Genomic DNA, 20,380 nt, shown 5'->3' with positions numbered 1-20,380 from the left:
TTTTCTACAAGTAAAAGACGTCTCAGTATTTATCTGAGACGTCTATTTCTGTGTATTGCATGTCGATGCTCTTAGGTATTTTCAGCTCTAATATGCCGTCCTTGTATTGAGCCTCTGCGCCCTTTTTTTTCACTAGACAAGGGAGTGTAATGACCTGTCTATCCCCCTTCTCAGGGATGTTTTCGATAATTGCCTGGTTCGACGTGTGGAAAATTTTCAATTGCTTCATCCACTCTTCACTAGGAACCTGAAACCGGATGTAAATATCCTCAAATGATTCAAAAACGTTTGCAGATATTGAATTAGTAGAAGGCGAAGACTGACCCCGCTGGGATTTCTGCCCTTGATTGCCCATTGGATTCATAAAGGATTGCGCCCCGCTCATCATATCATTCGGATTCATCATACCTTCCCATCCGCCCGGGAACATTTTTTTCATCATACCTTGTATATAGGAATCCATTTCTTTTGGATTCATCTGATTCATTTGATCTTTCATGTCTTTATTGAAAGGAAATAAACTCCATGGGAACATGTGAACCACCTCGCTTTTATCTATATAGACCAACGTCATAATTGTTACATTGTATGCAACGAATGGGCGATGAGTTCATTTACAAAATGGAAGAAATTAAATACATAAGGTCTATTTGTCATTCTGAAAATCTTATAATCTATAAAAATTTATGAAAAACAACAAAAAATATTTGGTTTTTTTTAGTAACAGTAGTAAGATGGTTTATGAAAAAAGTACCCTCATATCAGGGATACAAGAAGGTGAAAGAGAAAGCGCTTAATAAAATATTATTTCAGAATAGTCGATACACAAAAAGGTTTTCTTGTAATTTATTATGGGAATATAAGTAATATCCATATGCATAATACGAAAAACAAAATTTTGAGAAATTTGTTATAAAGACTTTATCTTACTACTGCACAGTGATAAAATGTCCTTGTAAGCGTTTTTATGTGTTTGAAATTACTATTCTTGCATAATGAAATATGACTTTGAAATTGTAAGAATACATGATACCCAAATTATACTAACTGGCAAAATAGTTGGAGGTTTTTCACAATGAAAAAACAATCGGCAAAAGGGGAACCTTGGCAATCGTTTTACGGACCGAACCTGGGATATGTAATGGAGGTTTATGAACAATTCTTGGAGGATCCAACAGACGTAGATCCTGAATTGAAAGAATTATTCGAACAATGGGGCCCTCCTACGGCTGAAGACGTACAAGTAATCGCAAGCGCTCAGCATGGGGATACATCATTCACTTTACCAGCACAACCTACTGCGTTAAGCAAAATGGTAGCTGCAGTCAAATTGGCAGACAATATTCGTACATATGGTCATTTAGCTGCGGATATTAATCCCCTTAATGACCGAAACAAAGACACTAGAAGGATTGAACTAACTGAGTTTAATTTATCTGAAGATGATTTAAAGCAGATACCTGTTGATTTTTTATGCCCCAATGCACCTTCTCACATAAAGGATGGGTTGCAGGCAATCAATCATTTAAGACAGGTCTATACTAAAAAATTGGCATTTGAATATGCACATGTTCATGAGTTGGAAGAGAAGAATTGGTTAAGAGAAAAGATTGAATCAGAATCCTATTTCACTCCACTTTCTAACGATAAGAAACTTGCGTTGTTAAAACGACTTGCCGAAGTGGATGGATTTGAAAAATATGTTCACCGTACGTTCGTTGGTCAAAAGCGTTTCTCAATTGAAGGATTGGATTCTATGGTGCCTTTACTGGATGAAATGGTTCGTTATTCAGTAGAATCAGGTGCTAAAACAGTCAATATCGGGATGGCACACCGGGGGCGCTTAAACGTGCTTGCCCATGTCATCGGTAAACCGTATGAAATGATTTTTGCGGAATTCCAACATGCTCCAAGCAAGGATCTGATTCCTTCAGAAGGATCAATTGGAATCACATTTGGATGGACAGGTGATGTTAAGTATCATTTAGGTGCTGATCGTGAAATTTCACCTCTACAGTCGTCAACAGCGAGAGCACGTGTCACTCTGGCGAATAACCCAAGTCACTTAGAGGTTGTGAGCCCGATTGTTGCTGGTTACACACGTGCTGCACAAGAAGTTCGTGAAGATAGAGGTTATCCAGAGCAATCACCTGAATCTTCCTATGCCATCATGATTCACGGAGATGCTGCCTTCCCTGGACAAGGTGTTGTAGCTGAAACATTAAATATGAGCCAATTGCGTGGATATAATACGGGTGGATCCATCCATCTTATTGCGAACAATATGATCGGTTTCACGACTGAAAGCCGAGATTCTCGTTCTACCAAATATGCATCTGATACAGCTAAAGGCTTTGAAGTGCCGATTGTCCATGTCAATGCAGATGATCCCGAAGCTTGTCTCGCTGCAGCGGTGCTCGCCTATGAATATCGTAAAACATTTGGAAAAGACTTTGTCATTGATTTGATCGGCTACCGTCGTTTTGGTCATAACGAAATGGATGAACCGATGGTGACGAATCCATTAATGTATTCTGTCATTCAAAACCATCCGAATGTCAAAAAGCTATATGCCGAAAAATTAATCTCAGAAGGAATCGTCACAGAAGCAGATGTGGAAAAAATGGATGCCGGCATCGAAGAAGAATTAAAAGCGGCTTACGATAAAGTACCTGCAAAAGACGATGATCCTGACACCGTACTTGCTCCACCTGAGTATGTAGCAAATGGCTTACCGGAAATTAATACGAGTGTTGATTTTAATAAGCTTGAAGATATAAACAATGAACTGCTTCAATGGCCTGAAGGGTTTAATGTGTTCAAGAAGCTTGAGCGCATCCTAAAAAGACGAAGTCAGGTGTTTGAAGGTAAAGGGAAAATTGACTGGGCACATGCTGAGGCATTGGCGTTCGCTTCTATCCTGAAGGATGGTACGCCGATCCGGTTAACGGGACAGGATTCAGAGCGTGGAACATTCGCTCAACGCCACCTGGTTCTTCATGATGAAAAATCCGGTGAAGAATACATTCCTTTACACAATCTGAAAGACAGTCATGCTTCGTTTGTTGTCCTTAACAGTCCACTCACTGAAACAGCAGTTGTAGGGTATGAGTATGGATATAATGTCTTCGCACCGGAAACCCTGGTTCTTTGGGAAGCTCAATTTGGAGATTTTTCCAATATGGCACAGGTGATGTTTGATCAGTTCATATCGGCAGGCCGTGCTAAATGGGGTCAAAAAACCGGACTTGTCATGCTCCTGCCTCATGGCTATGAAGGTCAAGGTCCAGAACACTCAAGTGCTCGCCTAGAACGATTCCTGCAACTGGGAGGAGAATATAACTGGACGGTAGCCAACTGTTCTACAGCTGGTCAATACTTCCATATTCTTAGACGGCAGGCTGCCATTTTACAAAAAGAGGAAGTGAGGCCGCTTGTCATCATGACGCCGAAAAGCTTGCTCCGAAATCAATTCGCAGCTGTCACAGCTGAAGAATTAGCTCATGGAGAATTCCATTCAGTCCTGGAGCAAAAAGGGCTTGGTGAGAATCCTGATTCTGTTGAACGGGTTGTCCTGTGCAGTGGGAAGATAGCGATTGATTTGGAAGAGAAGCTTCAAGATATCAATGATAAAGATTGGTTACACATTCTTAGAGTAGAAGAAATTTATCCTTTCCCTAAAGGTGATATATCAGCCATTCTTGAAAGATATTCAAACCTTAAAGAAATTGTATGGATTCAAGAAGAGCCTAAGAATATGGGAGCATGGACTTTTGCAGAATCAAGACTCCGCGACATTGCCCCTGAAGGTGTTGAAGTGCATTATGTTGGTCGTCGCAGACGTTCCAGTCCATCAGAAGGTGAACCAACAGTACACAAAAAAGAACAATCACGCATTATTAATGAAGCGTTAACTCGATAAGAAAGAGGAGGACATCACAGTGGCAGAAATAAAAGTTCCAGAATTAGCAGAATCAATTACAGAAGGTACAATTGCTCAATGGTTGAAACAGCCGGGGGATTACGTGGAAAAGGGCGAATACATCGTTGAGCTTGAAACAGATAAAGTTAATGTTGAAGTCATTTCAGAAGAAGCAGGTACGATACAAGAACTGAAAGCCGATGAAGGGGATACGGTTGAAGTCGGTCAAGTTATTGCCATTGTTGGTGCTGGAGGAGAAGCCCCAGCTACTTCTGAAACAAAAGAAGAAGCACCTGCCCCTAAACAGGAAGAGAAGAAAGAAGAGGTAACGGAAGCAGCACCGGCGAAAGAGGATAAAAAAAATCGTCCAATCGCTTCTCCCGCGGCTCGTAAGTTGGCACGTGAAAAAGGTATCGATCTTTCCGATGTGCCAACAGACCCTCTAGGCCGTGTTCGTAAGCAGGACATTGAAGCATATAGCAATAAGCCAGCAGAAGCTCCATCTAAACCTTCTGTTCAAGAAAAGAAGGCACCTGCAAAAAAAGATGATGGAAAGCCAGTGGTTCGCGAGAAGATGTCCCGCCGTCGTCAAACGATTGCGAAACGCTTAGTCGAGGTTCAGCAAACAGCTGCCATGCTTACAACGTTTAATGAAATTGATATGAGTAAAGTAATGGAACTACGTAAACGTAAAAAGGATAAGTTCTTTGATGACCACGATGTTAGACTTGGTTTCATGAGCTTCTTTACAAAAGCAGTTGTAGCAGCCCTTAAGAAATTCCCATATGTGAACGCTGAAATTGATGGGGATGAAATTGTCCTTAAGAAATTCTATGACGTCGGCGTAGCCGTATCTACTGATGATGGACTGGTAGTACCAGTTGTCCGCGATTGTGAACGCAAGAACTTTGCGGAAATCGAAGGGGAAATCATGGATCTGGCTACAAAGGCCAGAAACAATAAATTATCTCTTGGGGATCTGCAAGGTGGTTCATTCACGATTACAAATGGTGGAGTATTCGGTTCATTACTATCCACTCCGATCTTAAATGGACCGCAAGTTGGTATTTTAGGAATGCATAAGATTCAACTTCGCCCAGTGGCCATTGATAAAGATACAATGGAAAATCGTCCGATGATGTATATTGCTTTATCATATGATCATAGAATCATTGATGGAAAAGAAGCAGTAGGATTCCTTGCAATGGTGAAAGATTTACTTGAGAATCCGGAAGATTTATTGCTTGAAGGTTAAGTAGTCCTGATTGAACAAGAATAGATGAATGTTTGGCTGATTCATACATCCATTAATGGATTGTGGATCGGCTTTTTTTTCACGTTTTTTTACCTGGAGAATAAAATATGGATAACTAAAATAAAGTTTGCCAAAGGAAACTCTTGGACATGAATAAGGGGGGATGTAATAATGAAGAACTTCAATTCAAAAAAAGTGATTCAGTATTCGTATCTGTTTCATAAAATGGGGTTGCTGGATAATGAACAATTCAAACAAATCGAGGAATACCATGGATCAAAGTTTAAGAAGCATAACTAACGTATGATTAAAAATGAAAAAAGACAGACTCAAGTGAAAATGAGTCTGTCGCCATAATCGCATCTCAGGGGGTGAGATAAGCTAGTTTTATTTTTTATTCCCACTGTTAAGATTTCCTAAAAGGTTTCAATCCTCGGTTACGAATTTCTTTCTTAAGAAGTAAAATCCAGTCTTGATCATTCCCTTGTTTCTCAGCATCACGATAAGCTGCCACCAACTGTTCATTACTTAAGATTTTCATGACCAACCTCCCAGGAATGTGTAAAATATAGAATTTTCTATATTTTCTATTTATTCTACATAGAAATTCCTCATTTGAAAAGGGTTTTTTCATAAATTACGTCTAAAGTAGTATTTTTAGTTATTATGTAGAAAAAGGTTTAGAGAAGATGTTTTTTGTCTATATAAAATGGTTGTACCTTACAGGTCATGTAGAAACTTGTCAACTCATTACCGTCAATAGCTATTCTTTTAGATATAAGACAAAAGAAAATCCCGGTTAATTAGTTTGAAAATTTTCATTTTTATGATAATATTACACGCATAAGGAACTGTAATTTTTTAACCTCTTTGACTACAACATATATTAAAATGTTCCAGGCTGTAATAGGAAACAGATAAAGGGGGATATTCATTTGTCGGAGATTTTACATGTAACTGTCGGGGAATTACTAGAAGAAAAAGCTCGAATTCAGCCTGAGGTTGAAGCGGTCGTCTACGCAGACAGGGGGTTAAGATGGACTTATCATGAATTTAACCAACGGTGCAGACAAGCTGCAAAAGGGTTAATGGATCTTGGGGTCAATAAAGGGGATCACATCGCGATATGGGCTTCAAACACTCCTGAATGGTTAATTAGTCAGTTTTCAACAGGCAAAATGGGAGCTGTACTGGTAACCGTAAATACAAATTATCGAACCGCTGAACTAGAATACCTATTAAAGCAGTCTGACAGTAAAACGATTATCTTGATGGAAGAGTTCAGGGGGGCTTCCTATATAGACATGCTGTACGAAATTTGTCCTGAATTGAAAACGTCCCAGCCCGGAGAATTGGAGAGTTCAAAGCTTCCTTACTTAAAAAATGTAATTGTCTTAGGAGAGAAATCATATCCAGGTACATATAGCTGGCAGGATATTATGGACAGAGGGAATGAAGTAGAGGAAGATATGTTGGATGAAAGACTTTCGAGCCTTTCACCCCATGATGCCATCAACATGCAATATACGTCAGGAACGACCGGATTTCCAAAAGGAGTCATGCTTACTCACTCCAACATTGTAAACAATGGTTATAATATTGCCGGGTGCATGAGATTGACGAACGAAGACCGTTTATGTATCCCGGTGCCATTCTTCCATTGTTTTGGATGTGTATTGGGTACGCTTGCATGTGTATCGGTTGGGGCTACAATGGTTCCACTACAGGAATTCAATCCGAAACAGGTACTTCAAACGGTGCAGGATGAAAAATGTACAGGCCTTCATGGGGTTCCAACCATGTTTATATCTGAGTTAAACCTTCCGGATTTTGATGGGTATGATCTGTCCCATCTGCGTACTGGAATTATGGCCGGAAGTAACTGTCCGATTGAAGTGATGAAAGGCGTCATGGATAAAATGGGGGCTGATGAAATAACCATTGCCTATGGTCAGACAGAATCTTCCCCTGTCATTACTCAGACACGTACCCATGACCCGATTGAATTAAAGGTAGAAACGGTAGGGAAAGCCTTACCGAATGTAGAGGTGAAGATTGTGGAGCCGGGTTCAAACCGGGAAGTCCCTTATGGAGTGCAGGGGGAGTTGTGTACTCGTGGATATCACGTCATGAAAGGGTACTACAAGAATGAAGAGGCTACGAGGCTTGCCATAGATCATGAAGGTTGGCTGCATACTGGCGATTTAGCGGTAATGGATGAACACGGCTATTGTAGAATTACAGGAAGATTAAAAGATATGATCATTCGAGGCGGTGAGAATATTTATCCGAGAGAAATTGAAGAATTTCTTTATTCCCATCCAAAGGTATTAGATGTTCAAGTCATTGGAATTCCTGATGAAGTCTATGGTGAAGAAGTTATGGCCTGGATTATTTTGAAGGAAGGTCAGACGTCAACACCAGAAGAGATCAGAGAATATTGTACAGGGAAGATTTCCCGTCATAAAATTCCAAGGTATATCGAGTTTACCGATTCCTACCCAATGACAGCCTCCGGGAAAATTCAAAAGTTTCGTTTAAGAGAGCAGGCGCAAGAAGCAGCTCTGCCTAAAAGTAGTCGATAAATTGAAAACGCTTCCTTAAAAAAGGACATGCCCATTTCATTGGGAATGTCCTTTTCTTACGGATATAGAAGTATAATAGAAGTATTATATAACTGAATTTCCAAAGACTATTTGATAAAATAAAGGAAAGATTCACTCGTTAATAAACAATAATTTAGTTATGTAAACAAAGGAAGGGGATTATTTGTGTACGTTTTTGTTTATGGGACGTTAAGAAGACACGAAAGCAATCATTCTTTATTAAAAGAAGCTATTCTGGTGAGGGAACAAGCATGGGTGGAAGGTGTTCTTTACGATACAAAAAGAGGATATCCTGCACTGAAAGAAGGCAATGGGACCACTTATGGCGAATTATATAAAATTAACTCCAGTATATTATCACCGTTGGATGAGTTGGAGGATTTCATAGAAGAACGTGAAGACAACCTTTATATACGAAAGCTTAAGCTGGTCGACACAGATGATGGACCTCAGCAAGCTTTTGTGTATTATTCAGAGAACGAAGAATTGTTCAAGGAAGAAATTCTGTCAGGAGATTGGAAAGTACATCAGTTTCTAAATGAAAAGCCTGATAGAATACTATATTTTGCGTATGGTTCGTGTATGGATGATGAGCGTTTTAAAATAGCGCAAGTAGATCACCATTTTAAAAACTGCCTTGGTGCAGGAGTGTTAAAAGGATATTCCATGAAGTATCTCTTTAAAGTACATGATGGTGGCCGGGGAGATATCATCGAGGATGGAGGGACAATGGAAGGGGTAGTCTACGATATCCCTCAACTAGCAGTAGAATACTTGTTCACAAGAGAGGGGGTAGGTCCTGGATGGTATAGAGCAGCATTAATCGACATACAGATTGACGGGAAGCTTTATCACGACGTATTAACCTTTATTGTAAAAGGTAAGTTTGAGGAAACGTGTCCACCTGAACATTACGCAAAAGAGATCCTACGTGGTAGTCGACCACATGTAAGCAAGTCTTATCATGAAAAATTACAGCAACAATTACTTGGAATAGGGATGACAGAAGTTCAGGTACAGAATCTTCTTGACTAAGACGAATAGATGCATGGACGAGTCCCGGGAGGAGAAGAAATGATGGTAAATGATCATACATTATTTTCTGCAATAGAATCCCATCACTGGGACTATCCAGACAGACTGATCCCCAGTGAAGTGGTTAGTTTACACAGTGATGGAATCGTTGCCATTAAAAATAGACAGTTGAAAAATGTATTTGCCAATAAGGTACCAAAATTCATTGCGAACAACATGAATGAACTTCAAGAGCAATGGAAAGAGATTGAAACGTTTTATGGGGAGGAATCCTTTAGTATGTGGATCAGGGAGCCGCTTATCGATCAAGAAGAGGAATTTTTCCATTCTAAGGATGGAAGAATGGAAGAGAGGTATGAGGGGCTTGTATTTGATCTAAATCAGAGTACATTCATCCCTCCAACTATTCATAGAGTCATTACAGTTGAAAGTGATCTTCACATCCATGATCTTGTACAAATCAGTTCCTCTATATGGGGGTATAGGGAAGAAGATAAGCCGGTCATCTTCAAACAAAGAAAAGAGTTTATAAGGAAATGGGGACCGGATGGTGGGTTCACACTGGCTTACAATAAGGAAGGACATCCCGTTGGATACGGAAATTATCGGTTTAGCACTGATCATGAAGTCCTTTACCTAAATGGAGGAGGGGTGCTCCAAGAAGCAAGGCATGATGGGGTATATTCTTCATTAGTGGCCCATCGTTTGAAAATGGCAAGACGAGCGCAATGTCGGTTTGTAACCTGTCAGGCCAGGGTAGGCCACTCAGCCCCCATTCTAAAGAGGTTGGGCTTCCAAGCGTTTTCAACCTATCAATATTGGGTAGTGAATAGAAATGCCCGGGCAAGTTTTGAAAGCGCGAATAAATAGTCGCTTTGAGTGAAATGGAGTGATACAATGGATGGATATTTTACTACAATTGGTTGATCAATTTGGATATATCGCCATGTTTCTTTTTAGCTGGATTGTTTTTTTAGGATTACCGGTTCCTAATGAACTGGCTGCTGCACTATCGGGATATTTATCTGAATGGAGAAATTTCAACCCGTATACCTCCTTTTTCTTTATGTATAGTGGATTGATCTCTTATGGAATCTTCGCCTTTTTAAATGGACGATATTTCGGAACTAAATTAATTTCTCGGTTTATGAAGGGAGATAAATCAAGAAAACTCATTGATAACGGTGAAAATTGGATTAAAAAGTATGGTCCGCTTGCGATTTCTTTCAGCTATTTTATACCAGGCATTCGTTTATTCATGCCTTATATTGCAGGAACGTCCAAAGGGATTTCTTTCATGAAGTTTCTCTTATATGCGCTTCCATCTGCTTTTATTTGGGGATTTGCGTATTTTCAGATTGGAAGGTACTTTCCAAAAAGTTTTCAGGGATTGTTGGAAGAAATGAGCGTGAAGGCAGGAATTGTTTTCTCCATTTTATTCATCGGGGTTATCGTGTATAGTATTGTTTTGACATTGAAAAAAACTCATAATGCCTCGAAATGGAAAAAAGTCCGTTATCGAAAATAAAGAAGGACTGATCAAAGAAGTCATCTCCTTTAATCAGTCTATCTGTCTTGTTCGTCTTTCATAATAGTAAAATACTTACCGAATATACCCAAAGCTTTAATTGTGGTTCTTGAGCCATTTTCATCCTCGTATATTTTACCGATAGTATTAAATAGCAAGTAACCGTTTTTAATGTTTGAGCCTGTTTCAATAAGAGTTGAGTAAGTATTTCCCTCAATTTTCTTTGAACATGTTATGGATTTATTACATTCAATATTGTATTCATCTAGAAGCCATATATAAAACTGTTCTTCATTAGGCCGGTGGGTACTCATGTAAAAAACCATCAAAATCAAAGTGAATATTCCTATTCTACTTAATCCGCTTCTCATCATCACAATCGAACCTCTCCTGAAAATCCCTTCTATAATATACCATATGTCCTTGTTGAATGTGAACATCATAAAAAAACTGACAAATGAGATAGTAGTTGAACTTATAGCTTTGTAAGAATATACTATTAGCATAGTATATTCAAAAAGGAGGCTATTGAATTGATTCACAAAACTTGGACGGAAAACAATACCGGAAAAAAGGTGAAATGTGTACATACGGACGCTAAGAAATATACAGTTGAAAATGTTTTAACCATTGGTAAAGAATACGATGTGAAAAACGAATCTGAAGAGTATTACTTCGTCATCGATGAGAGTGGGAAAATGGGAGGCTTCTACAAAGTGTACTTTGAAGAGGTATAAACCACTTCTTTCTGGCTGGTTTCTTTTTATGAGGAGAAACCGGCTTTTTTGATGGCTACTAAAATATGGTGCAAATGGGGAAAAGAGAATGAAACACTCGTTTAGTAAGCGAATCATTTCTATGGAGGACCAAGCATCTCTGAATAACCTTTTCAAGAGTTATGAAACTGAAGTATATGGAGAGGTTCAAACCAGTGAAGCTGATATTCAAGAAATGATGGATTCTATTCCTGAAGCTGACCGAAGAGGGCTTTGGGATGAAGGGGATTTAGTAGCTATCTCCATTCTTACTGAAAAAGATCACCGCTTACCTTCGTTAATCCTTGCCCTTCCTAACGATCATATGGAGCTCTATATAGGTGAGATGGCAGAAGAGCTTTTTACATCAGCCAGGAGAAAGAAAGAAACGAATTCGGACTCAAAAACCATTATCCTATCTGCAAATCTTGATAAAGAGAAAAAGGCTTTTGAGAAACATGGGTTTACACCAACTCGATATTGGTTTCAGATGAAAAAAGACCTTAAAGATCTATCTGTTGCATCAGTCTCTTCATCTTATCGTATTTCAAGTTTCAACCCCGATACCGAAGCGGAGAGTCTTCATCAGGTATTTGAAGAGGTGTTCTCGGACCACTTTGATTATCATCCATCCAGTCTGGATGAATTTATGAAACGTTTTCTTCGCCCCTCATTCGACCCCGATCTCTGGTTTGTATTAAGAGAAGAAAAAGACCTGGTAGGTTTTGTCTTTTGTTCGGTTAACAATGAAACAAGATTAGGGGAAATCACTCATTTGGGGATTCGCAAAAAGTGGCGTCGCAAAGGGCTCGCCCATTATTTGCTCAATTATGCTTTTTCAAAATTGAAAGAGCAAGGAATGACGACAGCCGCTCTTTCAGTCGACAGTGATAGCTATACAGACGCAACCATTGTTTATCAAAATGCTGGAATGTATGTATATCGAGGGTTCACTCGATATGATTTAGAAGTATAGAAGCTGAAACACCCATTATAGGGTGTTTTTTTACATTTTGGGATATTAATTGGTTGCTAATCCAGAACTAAAATAAATGCTTTGAAACAAAATTAGGCATAGCCTTTGCAGTGTAAGCGTTATTACATGTAGAATGTCTAGTATGTGAAATGGAAAGGATGTCATAACATGAATGTTGAATGGTTATTACCAGAATCGGTTACTTATATAATAAACGAGAGAAAAGAATTATTCTCTTCTCCTGAGCATTCTTCATTAATTGGAGAAGGGGGGTATACTGCTAGTGAAGACTATATTATTGAAGATAGTATCATCTCTCTGTCATTAGGGAAAAATCTTCTTCTTAAGGGACCCACTGGTTCAGGGAAAACGAAGCTATCAGATACCTTGTCATCCATATTCTCCCAACCGATGCACAGTATAAACTGCTCGGTTGATTTAGATGCAGAATCATTACTGGGCTATAAAACAATCAGCGAAAGAGACGGAAAAAACGTCATTGAATTCGTCGAAGGGCCTGTTATTCAAGCGATGAAAAATGGGCATCTTCTTTATATTGATGAAATCAATATGGCAAAGCCTGAAACGCTGCCGATCTTAAATGGTGTGTTGGATTACCGTAGAAGTATAACTAATCCATTTACAGGGGAAATAGTCAAAGCCGCGCCAACATTCGGTGTGATAGCGGCAATTAATGAAGGATATGTAGGCACAGTTCCATTAAATGAAGCACTAAAAAATCGTTTTGTTGTAATCGATGTACCGTATATCGAAGGGGAAACGTTAAAGAGTGTGATTGAAAGTCAAAGCAAGCTGTCCGATTCTAAGCTTATTACTCAGTTTGTAGCTCTGTCTTCGGATTTATTGGTTCAAGTGAAAAATGGTCAGATTTCAGAAGAAGCGGCATCCATACGTGCTCTTTTAGATGCCTGTGATTTAGCCGTTTACTTGCCGGCAAAAAGGGCTATAAAACGTGGAATCGTTGATAAACTGGAAGACGAACGAGAAAAGGCGGCTATTCAAAATATAGCTGAAACATTATTTGAATGAGGGACATGTAATGCATCGATTTATCCAATTTAATGATGAAACCATTGACTCTTTTTTAGTGATGGAAATGGCTGATTTGACGAAAACACTTTCCAAAAATGCCGACATGAACTTGAAATACGGACCGTTTTCTTATCTGGATTATAAAGAAGGAACGGTTTATGTCAGTCATTTTTGGGATCACCGGAAAAAAGAAGAAGAAATTCATGGATTGAAAAGTGATATTTATTTAAGGACGATCGGTAATCTTCATGAAACCATGAACGAAGAGGTTATCGGTTATATTGAGAAGGTGAAAGCAACGTCTGTTCCCCGATTTGCCAAGCAGCTATTTGTCATCGGTGAAGAGGCTCGCTTAGAGGAAATCTGTAAATCAAAGCGTCCCGGAACAAAGAAGTCATTTGAAACGAGAAGAAAATTATATCGCCAGCATTTCGAAGCACAACTTAAAGTAAATATAACGAAAAGTGTTTTTACAGATGCATTATTTAATTCTATATTCCTTCTTCTCCATGCACAATCTCCATTAGAAGAACCTGTTCTGATAAATGAGGATATTGATTTAGCAATGCCCTTTTTGCATCGGCAAATCACCCGCTTCTTTGAAACCTGTAACACAAAAGATGTGGTAAGAATTTGCTTGGAAATGGTAGAAGTAATAGATGAGATTGTTAAAAAAGATATGTTAAATGAATACTTCCATCTACCAGAAGATGTATATGACACTGAGGAAATGTTTACTGAAACATTTGACGATTTAAAAAGAAAAGATCCTCTTGCTAATCAGGATGTGTTGGAAGAAGAGAGCACAGGGGAGGAAGAAGTGATAGATGAAGAATTCCGAACTTGGCACCGGGAAACGAGTGACAAAGGGGAGTCATTCCTTCAGTTTGACTTAGATCAAGGGTCTCAATCCGATCTTATGGGCGAAGGTGTCCGTGAAGGAGATGATGGGGATCAGGCAATGGCTATGGTACAGGGCTCAGCCAAAGAAACGGAGCAGGAGCAGTATCAAAATGTGAAGGCACAGGAGCAAGAAAGAGAAGAACTTGGTGGAGGGGAAGCTGAGTATGGAAAGGACAATCGGTTTGCTGTACCTCACTTTATTTCACCAACAGTTCCTACTTCAGAAGACAAGCACTTGTATAACCTAAACAAAGGAATAATTGCTCCTTATCAAAAGAAACTTCAGAAAATGATCGAGAAAACATTGGAGCATAAGCGAATTCAGCCTAGAAGTGATTTGCACTTCGGCAGGCTGAACAAAAAATTATTGCGCTTTATCACAGATGATAACCCAAGACTTTTCTATAAAAAGCAAAACCCTTCATCTGAAATAGATGCTGTTTTCTCATTATTAGTGGACTGTTCAGGTTCGATGTATGACAAAATGGATCAAACGAAGCAGGGGATTACGTTATTTCATGAATCATTAAAATCGGTTCGTGTACCACATGAGGTAGTGGGATTCTGGGAAGATACTAACAGGGCGACAAAGACCAGTCAACCCAATTATATGAATCCTGTACTGGATTTCTATTCTTCCTTAAAACCTAACAGTGGTTCAGAAATCATGCAGCTCCAGCCTGAAGAAGATAATAGGGATGGCTTTGCCATTCGGTTAATGACAGAACGGATTGTTAAACGGAACGAAAAACAGAAATTCCTTCTTGTTTTTTCAGATGGTGAGCCAGCAGCCATGGATTATGAGCAAAACGGGATTGTTGATACCCATGAGGCTGTATTAGACGCAAGAAAACAAGGGATAGAAGTCATCAACGTCTTTTTAGCGAACGGCGAGATAGATGAGGGGCAAAGAAAAACCATTCAGAATATATATGGGAATTACAGCATTATTGTATCAGATGTAGAAGAACTCCCTGAGGTGTTGTTTCCTTTATTACGAAAGCTTCTGTATAAAAGTATATAGAAGAAGAACCAAGACGATTACATGGGAAACATGTAGTCGTCTTTTTTTGGGGAGGAGCAATTCAAATCAGTCCTTAGACTGAAACAAAATCAATCATCCATCTCATTCGGTTCCCCTTTCCCTGCAATATACTAAAAGTAATAACATTAAAGGGGATGGGTAGGATGAACAATATTTCTGATATGAATGCGGCGATTCAAGAGTATCACAGAATGAATCATATCTTAAATCTAAAAGGATGGAGGCAAAAAAGAACCTGTAAGAAACAACCATGGTTTGCTAAAAATCTGTAGGTGAAAAATTCGTTATGTTCGAAAAATAGGAAAAAAATGTATAATAAAAAGAATGACTATTCTCACTTTATCGTAGAAGGTCATTCTTTTTTGTATGGTGAAAATCATATAAATGCGAGTTGTATTCATGACAAAGGGAAGGTTAATGAATAATAAGATGAGGAAAAATTTATAGAATAAGGGAGGTCACGGTGATTATGCATGAGTTGGATATGCACCATATTTTTGAACTGGGACTTATTTTAGTGATGATCGCAGCAGGCATAACGGCGATAGCCAAGAAATTCAAACAGCCGTATCCAATTGCACTTGTTATTGTAGGTGCCCTTATCGGGTTGTTCAATATACCAGTCCTTGAGCCCCTCAAGGATTTTATAACAGAAGGGGAAGTATTTAATTTCGTCATTATCACATTATTTTTACCAGCGCTTTTGGGAGAAGCTGCTTTGAAGCTGCCTTTCACTCATCTGCGTGCTAACAAGGAGCCGATTATTGCCTTGGCTTTTGGAGGAACATTCATTTCGTTCTTAATTATCGGCTTTTCAGCGTATTACCTCTTTGACTTTCCCATTCCGGCAGCATTTGTTTTTGGGGCATTGATGAGTGCGACAGACCCTGTCAGTGTACTATCTATATTCAAGAGTGTAGGAGTAAAGAAAAGGTTGGCCGTTGTCATTGAAGGCGAAAGTTTATTTAATGACGGTTTAGCCGTTGTATTGTTCAATATATCAGCTTATTATTTACTATCCTATATTGATGCAGGCTGGGCGGGATTTGGGAGTGGCGTCTGGGAGTTCATCCGGGTAGTTTCCCTGGGTGTCATAATTGGAAGTTCCCTCGGTTATGCATTTTCCGTTTTAACGAAGTACTTCGATGACTATCCCTTGGAAATTATTTTTAGTGTGATTTTGTTTTATGGTTCATTTCTCCTTGCAGAGAGTGTCCATGCATCAGGTGTAATCGCGGTCGTAATCGCTGCTCTTATATTCGGTAATTATGGCGGGAAAATTGGTATGAGTCCTACGACCAAGTTGAATATTAATAGCTTTTGGGATGTAGCCGCATTACTGGCCAATTCCCTCGTTTTTTTAATGGTCGGCCTTGAAATAACAAGGATTGACCTAGTTGAAAAGTGGCCTTATATTTTCGCAGCCATTGTCTTAGTACTCTTGGCACGAAGTATTGCCGTCTATACAAGTCTATCTCTCATTGGGAATTTTCCTCATAAATGGAAGCATATTTTGAATTGGGGAGGTTTGAAAGGGTCGCTATCCATTGCATTGGTACTTAGCCTGCCAAGAGACTTTCCGGGCAGGGAAGACGTCCTTATTCTTGGATTCAGTGTGGTATTATTCAGCCTTGTCATTCAAGGATTAACGATTAAACCACTGATCAATGTATTAGGCATTAAACCAAAGGAAGAGGGACATGCAGAATTTGAAAAATTGCTCAGTCAACTACACAGATATGAAACAGCCATTGGTGAAATCCATAGGGTAAAACAAAAGCTCTATATTACAGATCCTGTATCAAATGAGCTTATCGATACGTATACAAAAAGAATTGATATGCTAAAAGCTCAGTTGGATGATTTATTTGAACAAAATCCAGTCATAAAAGCAGATCAGCTTACGACACTGAGAAAACACGCATTATACGCAGAATATGAGGCCGTTGCAAAACTGGAAAAAGAAGAAATCATCACAAGCTCCATCGCTGAAAAAGAATATGATGATATAACCGATAGCATTGTTCATAATGAGGAAAAATAGTAAAAGAGGAGCCAAATCGGCTCCTCTTTTACTTTCTGATTTCAATGAGTTTTTGTTTTAAGTCGTTTTCCATCGTGACCATTTCCTGTTCTGCCTGCTGACGTTTCTGGCGTCCTTCTGCTTGTATGGCCAATGTTTCTTCAATGGTGGAAATAAGGTTTTCCTGTGTTTTCTTCAACGTTTCAATATCAATGATTCCACGTTCATTTTCTTTCGCAGTTTCAATACTATTTGTTTTAAGCATCTCTGAATTTTTCAGAAGGAGCTCATTGGTGGTGCGCGAAACCTGTTTCTGAGCGGCTACAGCCTTTTGCTGATTCAGAAGAGTCAGTGCTATGGCAATTTGATTCTTCCAAAGAGGAATGGCTGTGAGCACCGAAGCCTGTATTTTTTCTGCCAGTGCCTGGTTCGTATTTTGAATTAGGCGTATTTGGGGGGCAGACTGAATGGTCATTTGTCTACTTAGCTTCAAATCATGAATACGTTTATCCAACCGATCCAGAAACTGCATCGTATCATTGACTTCCTGGTAAATTAACTCGTCATCCGTTTCTTCCGCCCTCTTGCGTAATGAAGGAAGAAGTGTATGTTGAATCTCTTCACGTTTAATTTCAGCTGCTGCAATATACATATTCAGGGCTTGAAAATAGTCTTTATTTTTATCATACAGGGTTTCCAATAGTCGATTGTCATCAAGCAGGGTCTTTTTTGAATGTTCTAGTCTGACAGAAATGCGATCGATCTGTGAGCCGATCTTTTGGTATTTGGAAAGGACCTCCTGCAGGGAAGAAGAGACTTTACGGAATAGCTTTTTGAAAACACCTTTTTGCTTGGTGTTAAGCTCATCCGGATTCATTTGCTCGAGCTTTTTCATTAAATCTCCCAACACATCGCCAATTGGACCGATGTCCCGTTTTTGTACATGATCGAGCATGGAGTGGGAGAAAGTGGATAGCTGGGTCTGAGCGGCAGTTCCATATTTTAATATCGCTTCATAGTCTTTATAGTCAATCTGCGCCGCCAATTGTTTTGCCTTTTCCTGCTGTTCTTTTGGTAAGCGGTCGAGTAGCAAAGGAGACTTTGTCTGTTCACTTACAGCAGGCATTTCATCTCCAAACGGGTTGGAAAGCAGCAGGTCCAGTTCAGATTGTTCATTTCGTTGCTCCATCATAAAACCTCCGATATCTATTTTAAGTCTTTTTTATGAGATAAATGTTGATTGGCAAAGTTTAGTTCAAACTGGAGTGTATCCATATCATTAGCCAGTACGTTTTGCAGGTCTTTTTCCAATGACCCTGTCAGGTCATCAAGTGTTGTACGGGTTTGTTGAAGTGATAAGAATGCTTCCTTGTTTTTCCCGGGTTGTGCAGCAAGGAATGTATATTTTTCTGTAATTTCAACAACTGAATCCAGATGGTAGAAGAAAAATGATTCTGCATAAAAGAATCTTTTTGGCTCTTTCTTTACGAGTTGATAAATTCTTCTGCTCAATCTGTTCAATTCGAGGATCTGTTTAAAGGCCCCAAGTGACCTAACCCTTAACTGTTGTTTTTGAAGGCGTTTTACTTTTTCTTTCGCTTCTTTTAAATTCTTGTTAATATATCGAAATTCCTGTGAGGAAAGTCCATTTTTTTTCAGCCACCATCTCTTTTGCAGTCCCTTTACGACGAAGAAAAGAAGAATACCCGTACCGAGACTTGACAAGAATGTAAGAGGAAATCCTAAGTCAAATAGGAGTAAGTAGGCGATAAAACTACTGGTCCCTATACTGAATGAGATGATTGTTCTTACTAAAAATTGAAGAAATGTATTCATTTCATCTACCCCTTATTAAAGATGCTTACGTTAAGTACGATTTAATGTGCAAAAAGGTTTCATATTCATACTCTTATTTTATTGTAAATGAAGGTGAAATGGAAATGTTGTACCCATTTTTATTACCCAGGCTGAAAAGTTGTCAGGAATTGACATCATTCTTTCAATTTCTTAACATTTCGCACATTCATGATTAAAGAAGAAATATTTTTGGTAGAATGGTTTAGTACATTGACAAGACAGGTGTGTGGATATATGAAAAAATGGTTCATTGTGCTGATCTTCTTCTGCTTCTCTACCTCTATCGTATCAGCTCAAGAAAATAATGTAAAAAAACCTAAAAACTTATTTAGTGATTCGGCTATTATTATAGATTCTAAAACAAATAGTATATTGTACTCGAAAAATTCGACAAAACGAATGAACCCTGCAAGTATTACAAAAATTGCTACAGCTATTTATGCCATCGAGCATGCAAACCTTGATGACAAGGTGGTAATAAGTGAGAAAGCAAGTAATACAGAAGGCTCCACCGTTTACTTGGAAGCAGGTGAAATGGTTTCTTTGGAGCAGTTACTTCAGGGGTTGATGGTCAACTCCGGTAATGATGCAGCGGTTGCCATTGCTGAACACACTGAGGGATCCGTTCAGCAATTTGTGGAAAAATTAAACGTTTTTCTGAAAAAAGAAATTGGCGTAGAGAAAACAAATTTTGAAAACCCTCATGGACTGTTCGGTAAGAATAACTATACAACGGCTTATGATATGGCGGTGATTACCAGCTACGCTTTAAAGAACAAACAATTTCAAGAGCTATTTAATTTGAAATCCATAGATTGGTCGACTGAGGGATGGAAGACTACTCTTTATAATCATCATAAAATGGTGAAAGGAGAACTTCCTTATCCGGAAGTGACCGGAGGGAAGAATGGGTTTATTGACGAATCCAAACATACGCTAGTGACTTCCGCTGAAAATAATAATCTTTCTCTGGTCACTGTTACGATGAAAGCTCAGTCGAAGAGAGCCACCTACTCAGATACCAGAAAACTACTTGATTATGGATTAAACAGTTTCACTAGAAGCCATATTCCAAAGGATACGGTCTTTCAATATGAGGATACTTCCTTTAAGCTTAATAAGGATTTCCAATATACCCGGCCTAAGAATGGAAAGATTACTGAGAGCCTGGATCGAAATGGAATATTAACACTATATAATGAAGAGCAGGAAGAAATGGCTTCAACAAAGCTCAATCCTGTGATAAAATCTCCCGTAAAACAGAAAAACGCAGTTGCTTCGAGCAAAAGCACAGAATTATTTTTCCAAGATGAGTTACGTCAACAAATCCTCTTTTATCCGTTTTTTATATACATGATTTTGCTTTTCATTATAGGAATTTCCATTGTTCGAATAGGATCTGTAAAGAAATAACCCTTAAAT

Annotated in this window: 18 protein-coding genes; 13 read left to right on the top strand and 5 right to left on the bottom strand. The window is 38.9% G+C overall.

The annotated features are described in order from the left end of the window. Positions 1–22: 22 nt before the first annotated feature. The gene (locus ACCB35_RS12495) at positions 23–535 is read right to left on the bottom strand and encodes an Hsp20/alpha crystallin family protein (RefSeq protein ID WP_374053996.1); all 513 of its coding nucleotides are present in this window, start codon (positions 533–535) and stop codon (positions 23–25) included. A gap of 540 nt (positions 536–1,075) precedes the next feature. Here ACCB35_RS12495 and ACCB35_RS12490 point away from each other — a divergent pair. The 3 genes from ACCB35_RS12490 to ACCB35_RS12480 all read left to right on the top strand — a co-directional run bounded on the left by ACCB35_RS12490 (position 1,076) and on the right by ACCB35_RS12480 (position 5,477). Then, entirely contained in the window at positions 1,076–3,922 is a 2,847-nt protein-coding gene (locus ACCB35_RS12490; protein WP_374053995.1) for a 2-oxoglutarate dehydrogenase E1 component, read from the top strand. Positions 3,923–3,941: 19 nt separating this feature from the next. Beyond that, entirely contained in the window at positions 3,942–5,177 is a 1,236-nt protein-coding gene (gene odhB / locus ACCB35_RS12485) for a 2-oxoglutarate dehydrogenase complex dihydrolipoyllysine-residue succinyltransferase (protein WP_044336755.1), read from the top strand. 171 nt (positions 5,178–5,348) lie between these two features. Further along, positions 5,349–5,477 (top strand): hypothetical protein, encoded by a 129-nt coding sequence (locus ACCB35_RS12480; RefSeq protein WP_374053994.1) that lies wholly within the window; start codon positions 5,349–5,351, stop codon positions 5,475–5,477. 106 nt (positions 5,478–5,583) lie between these two features. Here ACCB35_RS12480 and sda read toward each other — a convergent pair whose 3' ends face one another. Beyond that, positions 5,584–5,718 carry a sporulation histidine kinase inhibitor Sda gene (sda, locus tag ACCB35_RS12475; RefSeq protein ID WP_044336757.1) on the bottom strand — a complete coding sequence of 45 codons (135 nt, stop codon included), beginning with the start codon at positions 5,716–5,718 and terminating at the stop codon, positions 5,584–5,586. A gap of 403 nt (positions 5,719–6,121) precedes the next feature. Here sda and ACCB35_RS12470 point away from each other — a divergent pair, with 403 nt between their 5' ends. The 4 genes from ACCB35_RS12470 (at position 6,122) to ACCB35_RS12455 (ending at position 10,346) form a co-directional block, all read left to right on the top strand. Continuing rightward, positions 6,122–7,762 carry an AMP-binding protein gene (locus ACCB35_RS12470; protein ID WP_374057013.1) on the top strand — a complete coding sequence of 547 codons (1,641 nt, stop codon included), beginning with the start codon at positions 6,122–6,124 and terminating at the stop codon, positions 7,760–7,762. 186 nt (positions 7,763–7,948) lie between these two features. Next, positions 7,949–8,818, top strand: coding sequence for a gamma-glutamylcyclotransferase (locus tag ACCB35_RS12465; RefSeq protein WP_374053993.1), 870 nt, complete (start codon positions 7,949–7,951; stop codon positions 8,816–8,818). Positions 8,819–8,857: 39 nt separating this feature from the next. Continuing rightward, positions 8,858–9,688, top strand: a complete 831-nt coding sequence (locus ACCB35_RS12460) for a GNAT family N-acetyltransferase (protein ID WP_374053992.1) — start codon at positions 8,858–8,860, stop codon at positions 9,686–9,688. Positions 9,689–9,719: 31 nt separating this feature from the next. Next, positions 9,720–10,346 carry a DedA family protein gene (locus tag ACCB35_RS12455; RefSeq protein ID WP_044336763.1) on the top strand — a complete coding sequence of 209 codons (627 nt, stop codon included), beginning with the start codon at positions 9,720–9,722 and terminating at the stop codon, positions 10,344–10,346. Positions 10,347–10,384: 38 nt separating this feature from the next. Here ACCB35_RS12455 and ACCB35_RS12450 read toward each other — a convergent pair whose 3' ends face one another. After that, positions 10,385–10,723 carry a hypothetical protein gene (locus tag ACCB35_RS12450; protein ID WP_374053991.1) on the bottom strand — a complete coding sequence of 113 codons (339 nt, stop codon included), beginning with the start codon at positions 10,721–10,723 and terminating at the stop codon, positions 10,385–10,387. A gap of 156 nt (positions 10,724–10,879) precedes the next feature. Between ACCB35_RS12450 and ACCB35_RS12445 the strand changes: the two genes are divergently transcribed. The 5 genes from ACCB35_RS12445 (at position 10,880) to ACCB35_RS12425 (ending at position 17,122) form a co-directional block, all read left to right on the top strand. After that, a complete protein-coding gene (locus tag ACCB35_RS12445; protein ID WP_044336767.1) occupies positions 10,880–11,083 on the top strand; it encodes a DUF6501 family protein in 204 nt (67 codons plus the stop codon). An 88-nt stretch (positions 11,084–11,171) separates the two neighbouring features. Beyond that, entirely contained in the window at positions 11,172–12,077 is a 906-nt protein-coding gene (locus ACCB35_RS12440) for a GNAT family N-acetyltransferase (protein WP_374053990.1), read from the top strand. Between the two features lie 168 nt (positions 12,078–12,245). Beyond that, positions 12,246–13,127, top strand: coding sequence for an AAA family ATPase (locus ACCB35_RS12435; protein ID WP_374053989.1), 882 nt, complete (start codon positions 12,246–12,248; stop codon positions 13,125–13,127). A 10-nt stretch (positions 13,128–13,137) separates the two neighbouring features. Next, positions 13,138–15,057 (top strand): nitric oxide reductase activation protein NorD, encoded by a 1,920-nt coding sequence (locus tag ACCB35_RS12430; RefSeq protein ID WP_374053988.1) that lies wholly within the window; start codon positions 13,138–13,140, stop codon positions 15,055–15,057. Between the two features lie 490 nt (positions 15,058–15,547). Continuing rightward, positions 15,548–17,122, top strand: a complete 1,575-nt coding sequence (locus tag ACCB35_RS12425) for a cation:proton antiporter (RefSeq protein ID WP_374057012.1) — start codon at positions 15,548–15,550, stop codon at positions 17,120–17,122. Between the two features lie 28 nt (positions 17,123–17,150). Here ACCB35_RS12425 and ACCB35_RS12420 read toward each other — a convergent pair whose 3' ends face one another. Together ACCB35_RS12420 and ACCB35_RS12415 are read right to left on the bottom strand one after the other, a co-directional pair. After that, a complete protein-coding gene (locus ACCB35_RS12420) occupies positions 17,151–18,293 on the bottom strand; it encodes a toxic anion resistance protein (protein ID WP_374053987.1) in 1,143 nt (380 codons plus the stop codon). Between the two features lie 14 nt (positions 18,294–18,307). Continuing rightward, positions 18,308–18,937, bottom strand: coding sequence for a 5-bromo-4-chloroindolyl phosphate hydrolysis family protein (locus ACCB35_RS12415; RefSeq protein WP_374053986.1), 630 nt, complete (start codon positions 18,935–18,937; stop codon positions 18,308–18,310). Positions 18,938–19,192: 255 nt separating this feature from the next. Between ACCB35_RS12415 and ACCB35_RS12410 the strand changes: the two genes are divergently transcribed. Then, positions 19,193–20,371, top strand: coding sequence for a D-alanyl-D-alanine carboxypeptidase family protein (locus tag ACCB35_RS12410; RefSeq protein ID WP_374053985.1), 1,179 nt, complete (start codon positions 19,193–19,195; stop codon positions 20,369–20,371). The last annotated feature ends 9 nt before the right edge of the window (positions 20,372–20,380 follow it).

Source organism: Rossellomorea sp. FM04394, assembly GCF_041889765.1.
GTDB lineage: Bacteria > Bacillota > Bacilli > Bacillales > Bacillaceae_B > Rossellomorea > Rossellomorea aquimaris_B.
The sequence above is the reverse complement of the archived record's forward strand: the minus strand, read 5'-3'. Positions and strand labels throughout refer to the sequence as shown.

Coding starts and splice junctions, on each gene's coding strand:
- ACCB35_RS12495 (WP_374053996.1), bottom strand. CDS start 535: ATGTTCCCATGGAGTTTATTTCCTTTCAATAAAGACATGAAAGATCAA.
- ACCB35_RS12490 (WP_374053995.1), top strand. CDS start 1,076: ATGAAAAAACAATCGGCAAAAGGGGAACCTTGGCAATCGTTTTACGGA.
- ACCB35_RS12480 (WP_374053994.1), top strand. CDS start 5,349: ATGAAGAACTTCAATTCAAAAAAAGTGATTCAGTATTCGTATCTGTTT.
- sda (WP_044336757.1), bottom strand. CDS start 5,718: ATGAAAATCTTAAGTAATGAACAGTTGGTGGCAGCTTATCGTGATGCT.
- ACCB35_RS12460 (WP_374053992.1), top strand. CDS start 8,858: ATGATGGTAAATGATCATACATTATTTTCTGCAATAGAATCCCATCAC.
- ACCB35_RS12455 (WP_044336763.1), top strand. CDS start 9,720: ATGGATATTTTACTACAATTGGTTGATCAATTTGGATATATCGCCATG.
- ACCB35_RS12440 (WP_374053990.1), top strand. CDS start 11,172: ATGAAACACTCGTTTAGTAAGCGAATCATTTCTATGGAGGACCAAGCA.
- ACCB35_RS12435 (WP_374053989.1), top strand. CDS start 12,246: ATGAATGTTGAATGGTTATTACCAGAATCGGTTACTTATATAATAAAC.
- ACCB35_RS12430 (WP_374053988.1), top strand. CDS start 13,138: ATGCATCGATTTATCCAATTTAATGATGAAACCATTGACTCTTTTTTA.
- ACCB35_RS12425 (WP_374057012.1), top strand. CDS start 15,548: ATGCATGAGTTGGATATGCACCATATTTTTGAACTGGGACTTATTTTA.
- ACCB35_RS12420 (WP_374053987.1), bottom strand. CDS start 18,293: ATGATGGAGCAACGAAATGAACAATCTGAACTGGACCTGCTGCTTTCC.
- ACCB35_RS12415 (WP_374053986.1), bottom strand. CDS start 18,937: ATGAATACATTTCTTCAATTTTTAGTAAGAACAATCATCTCATTCAGT.
- ACCB35_RS12410 (WP_374053985.1), top strand. CDS start 19,193: ATGAAAAAATGGTTCATTGTGCTGATCTTCTTCTGCTTCTCTACCTCT.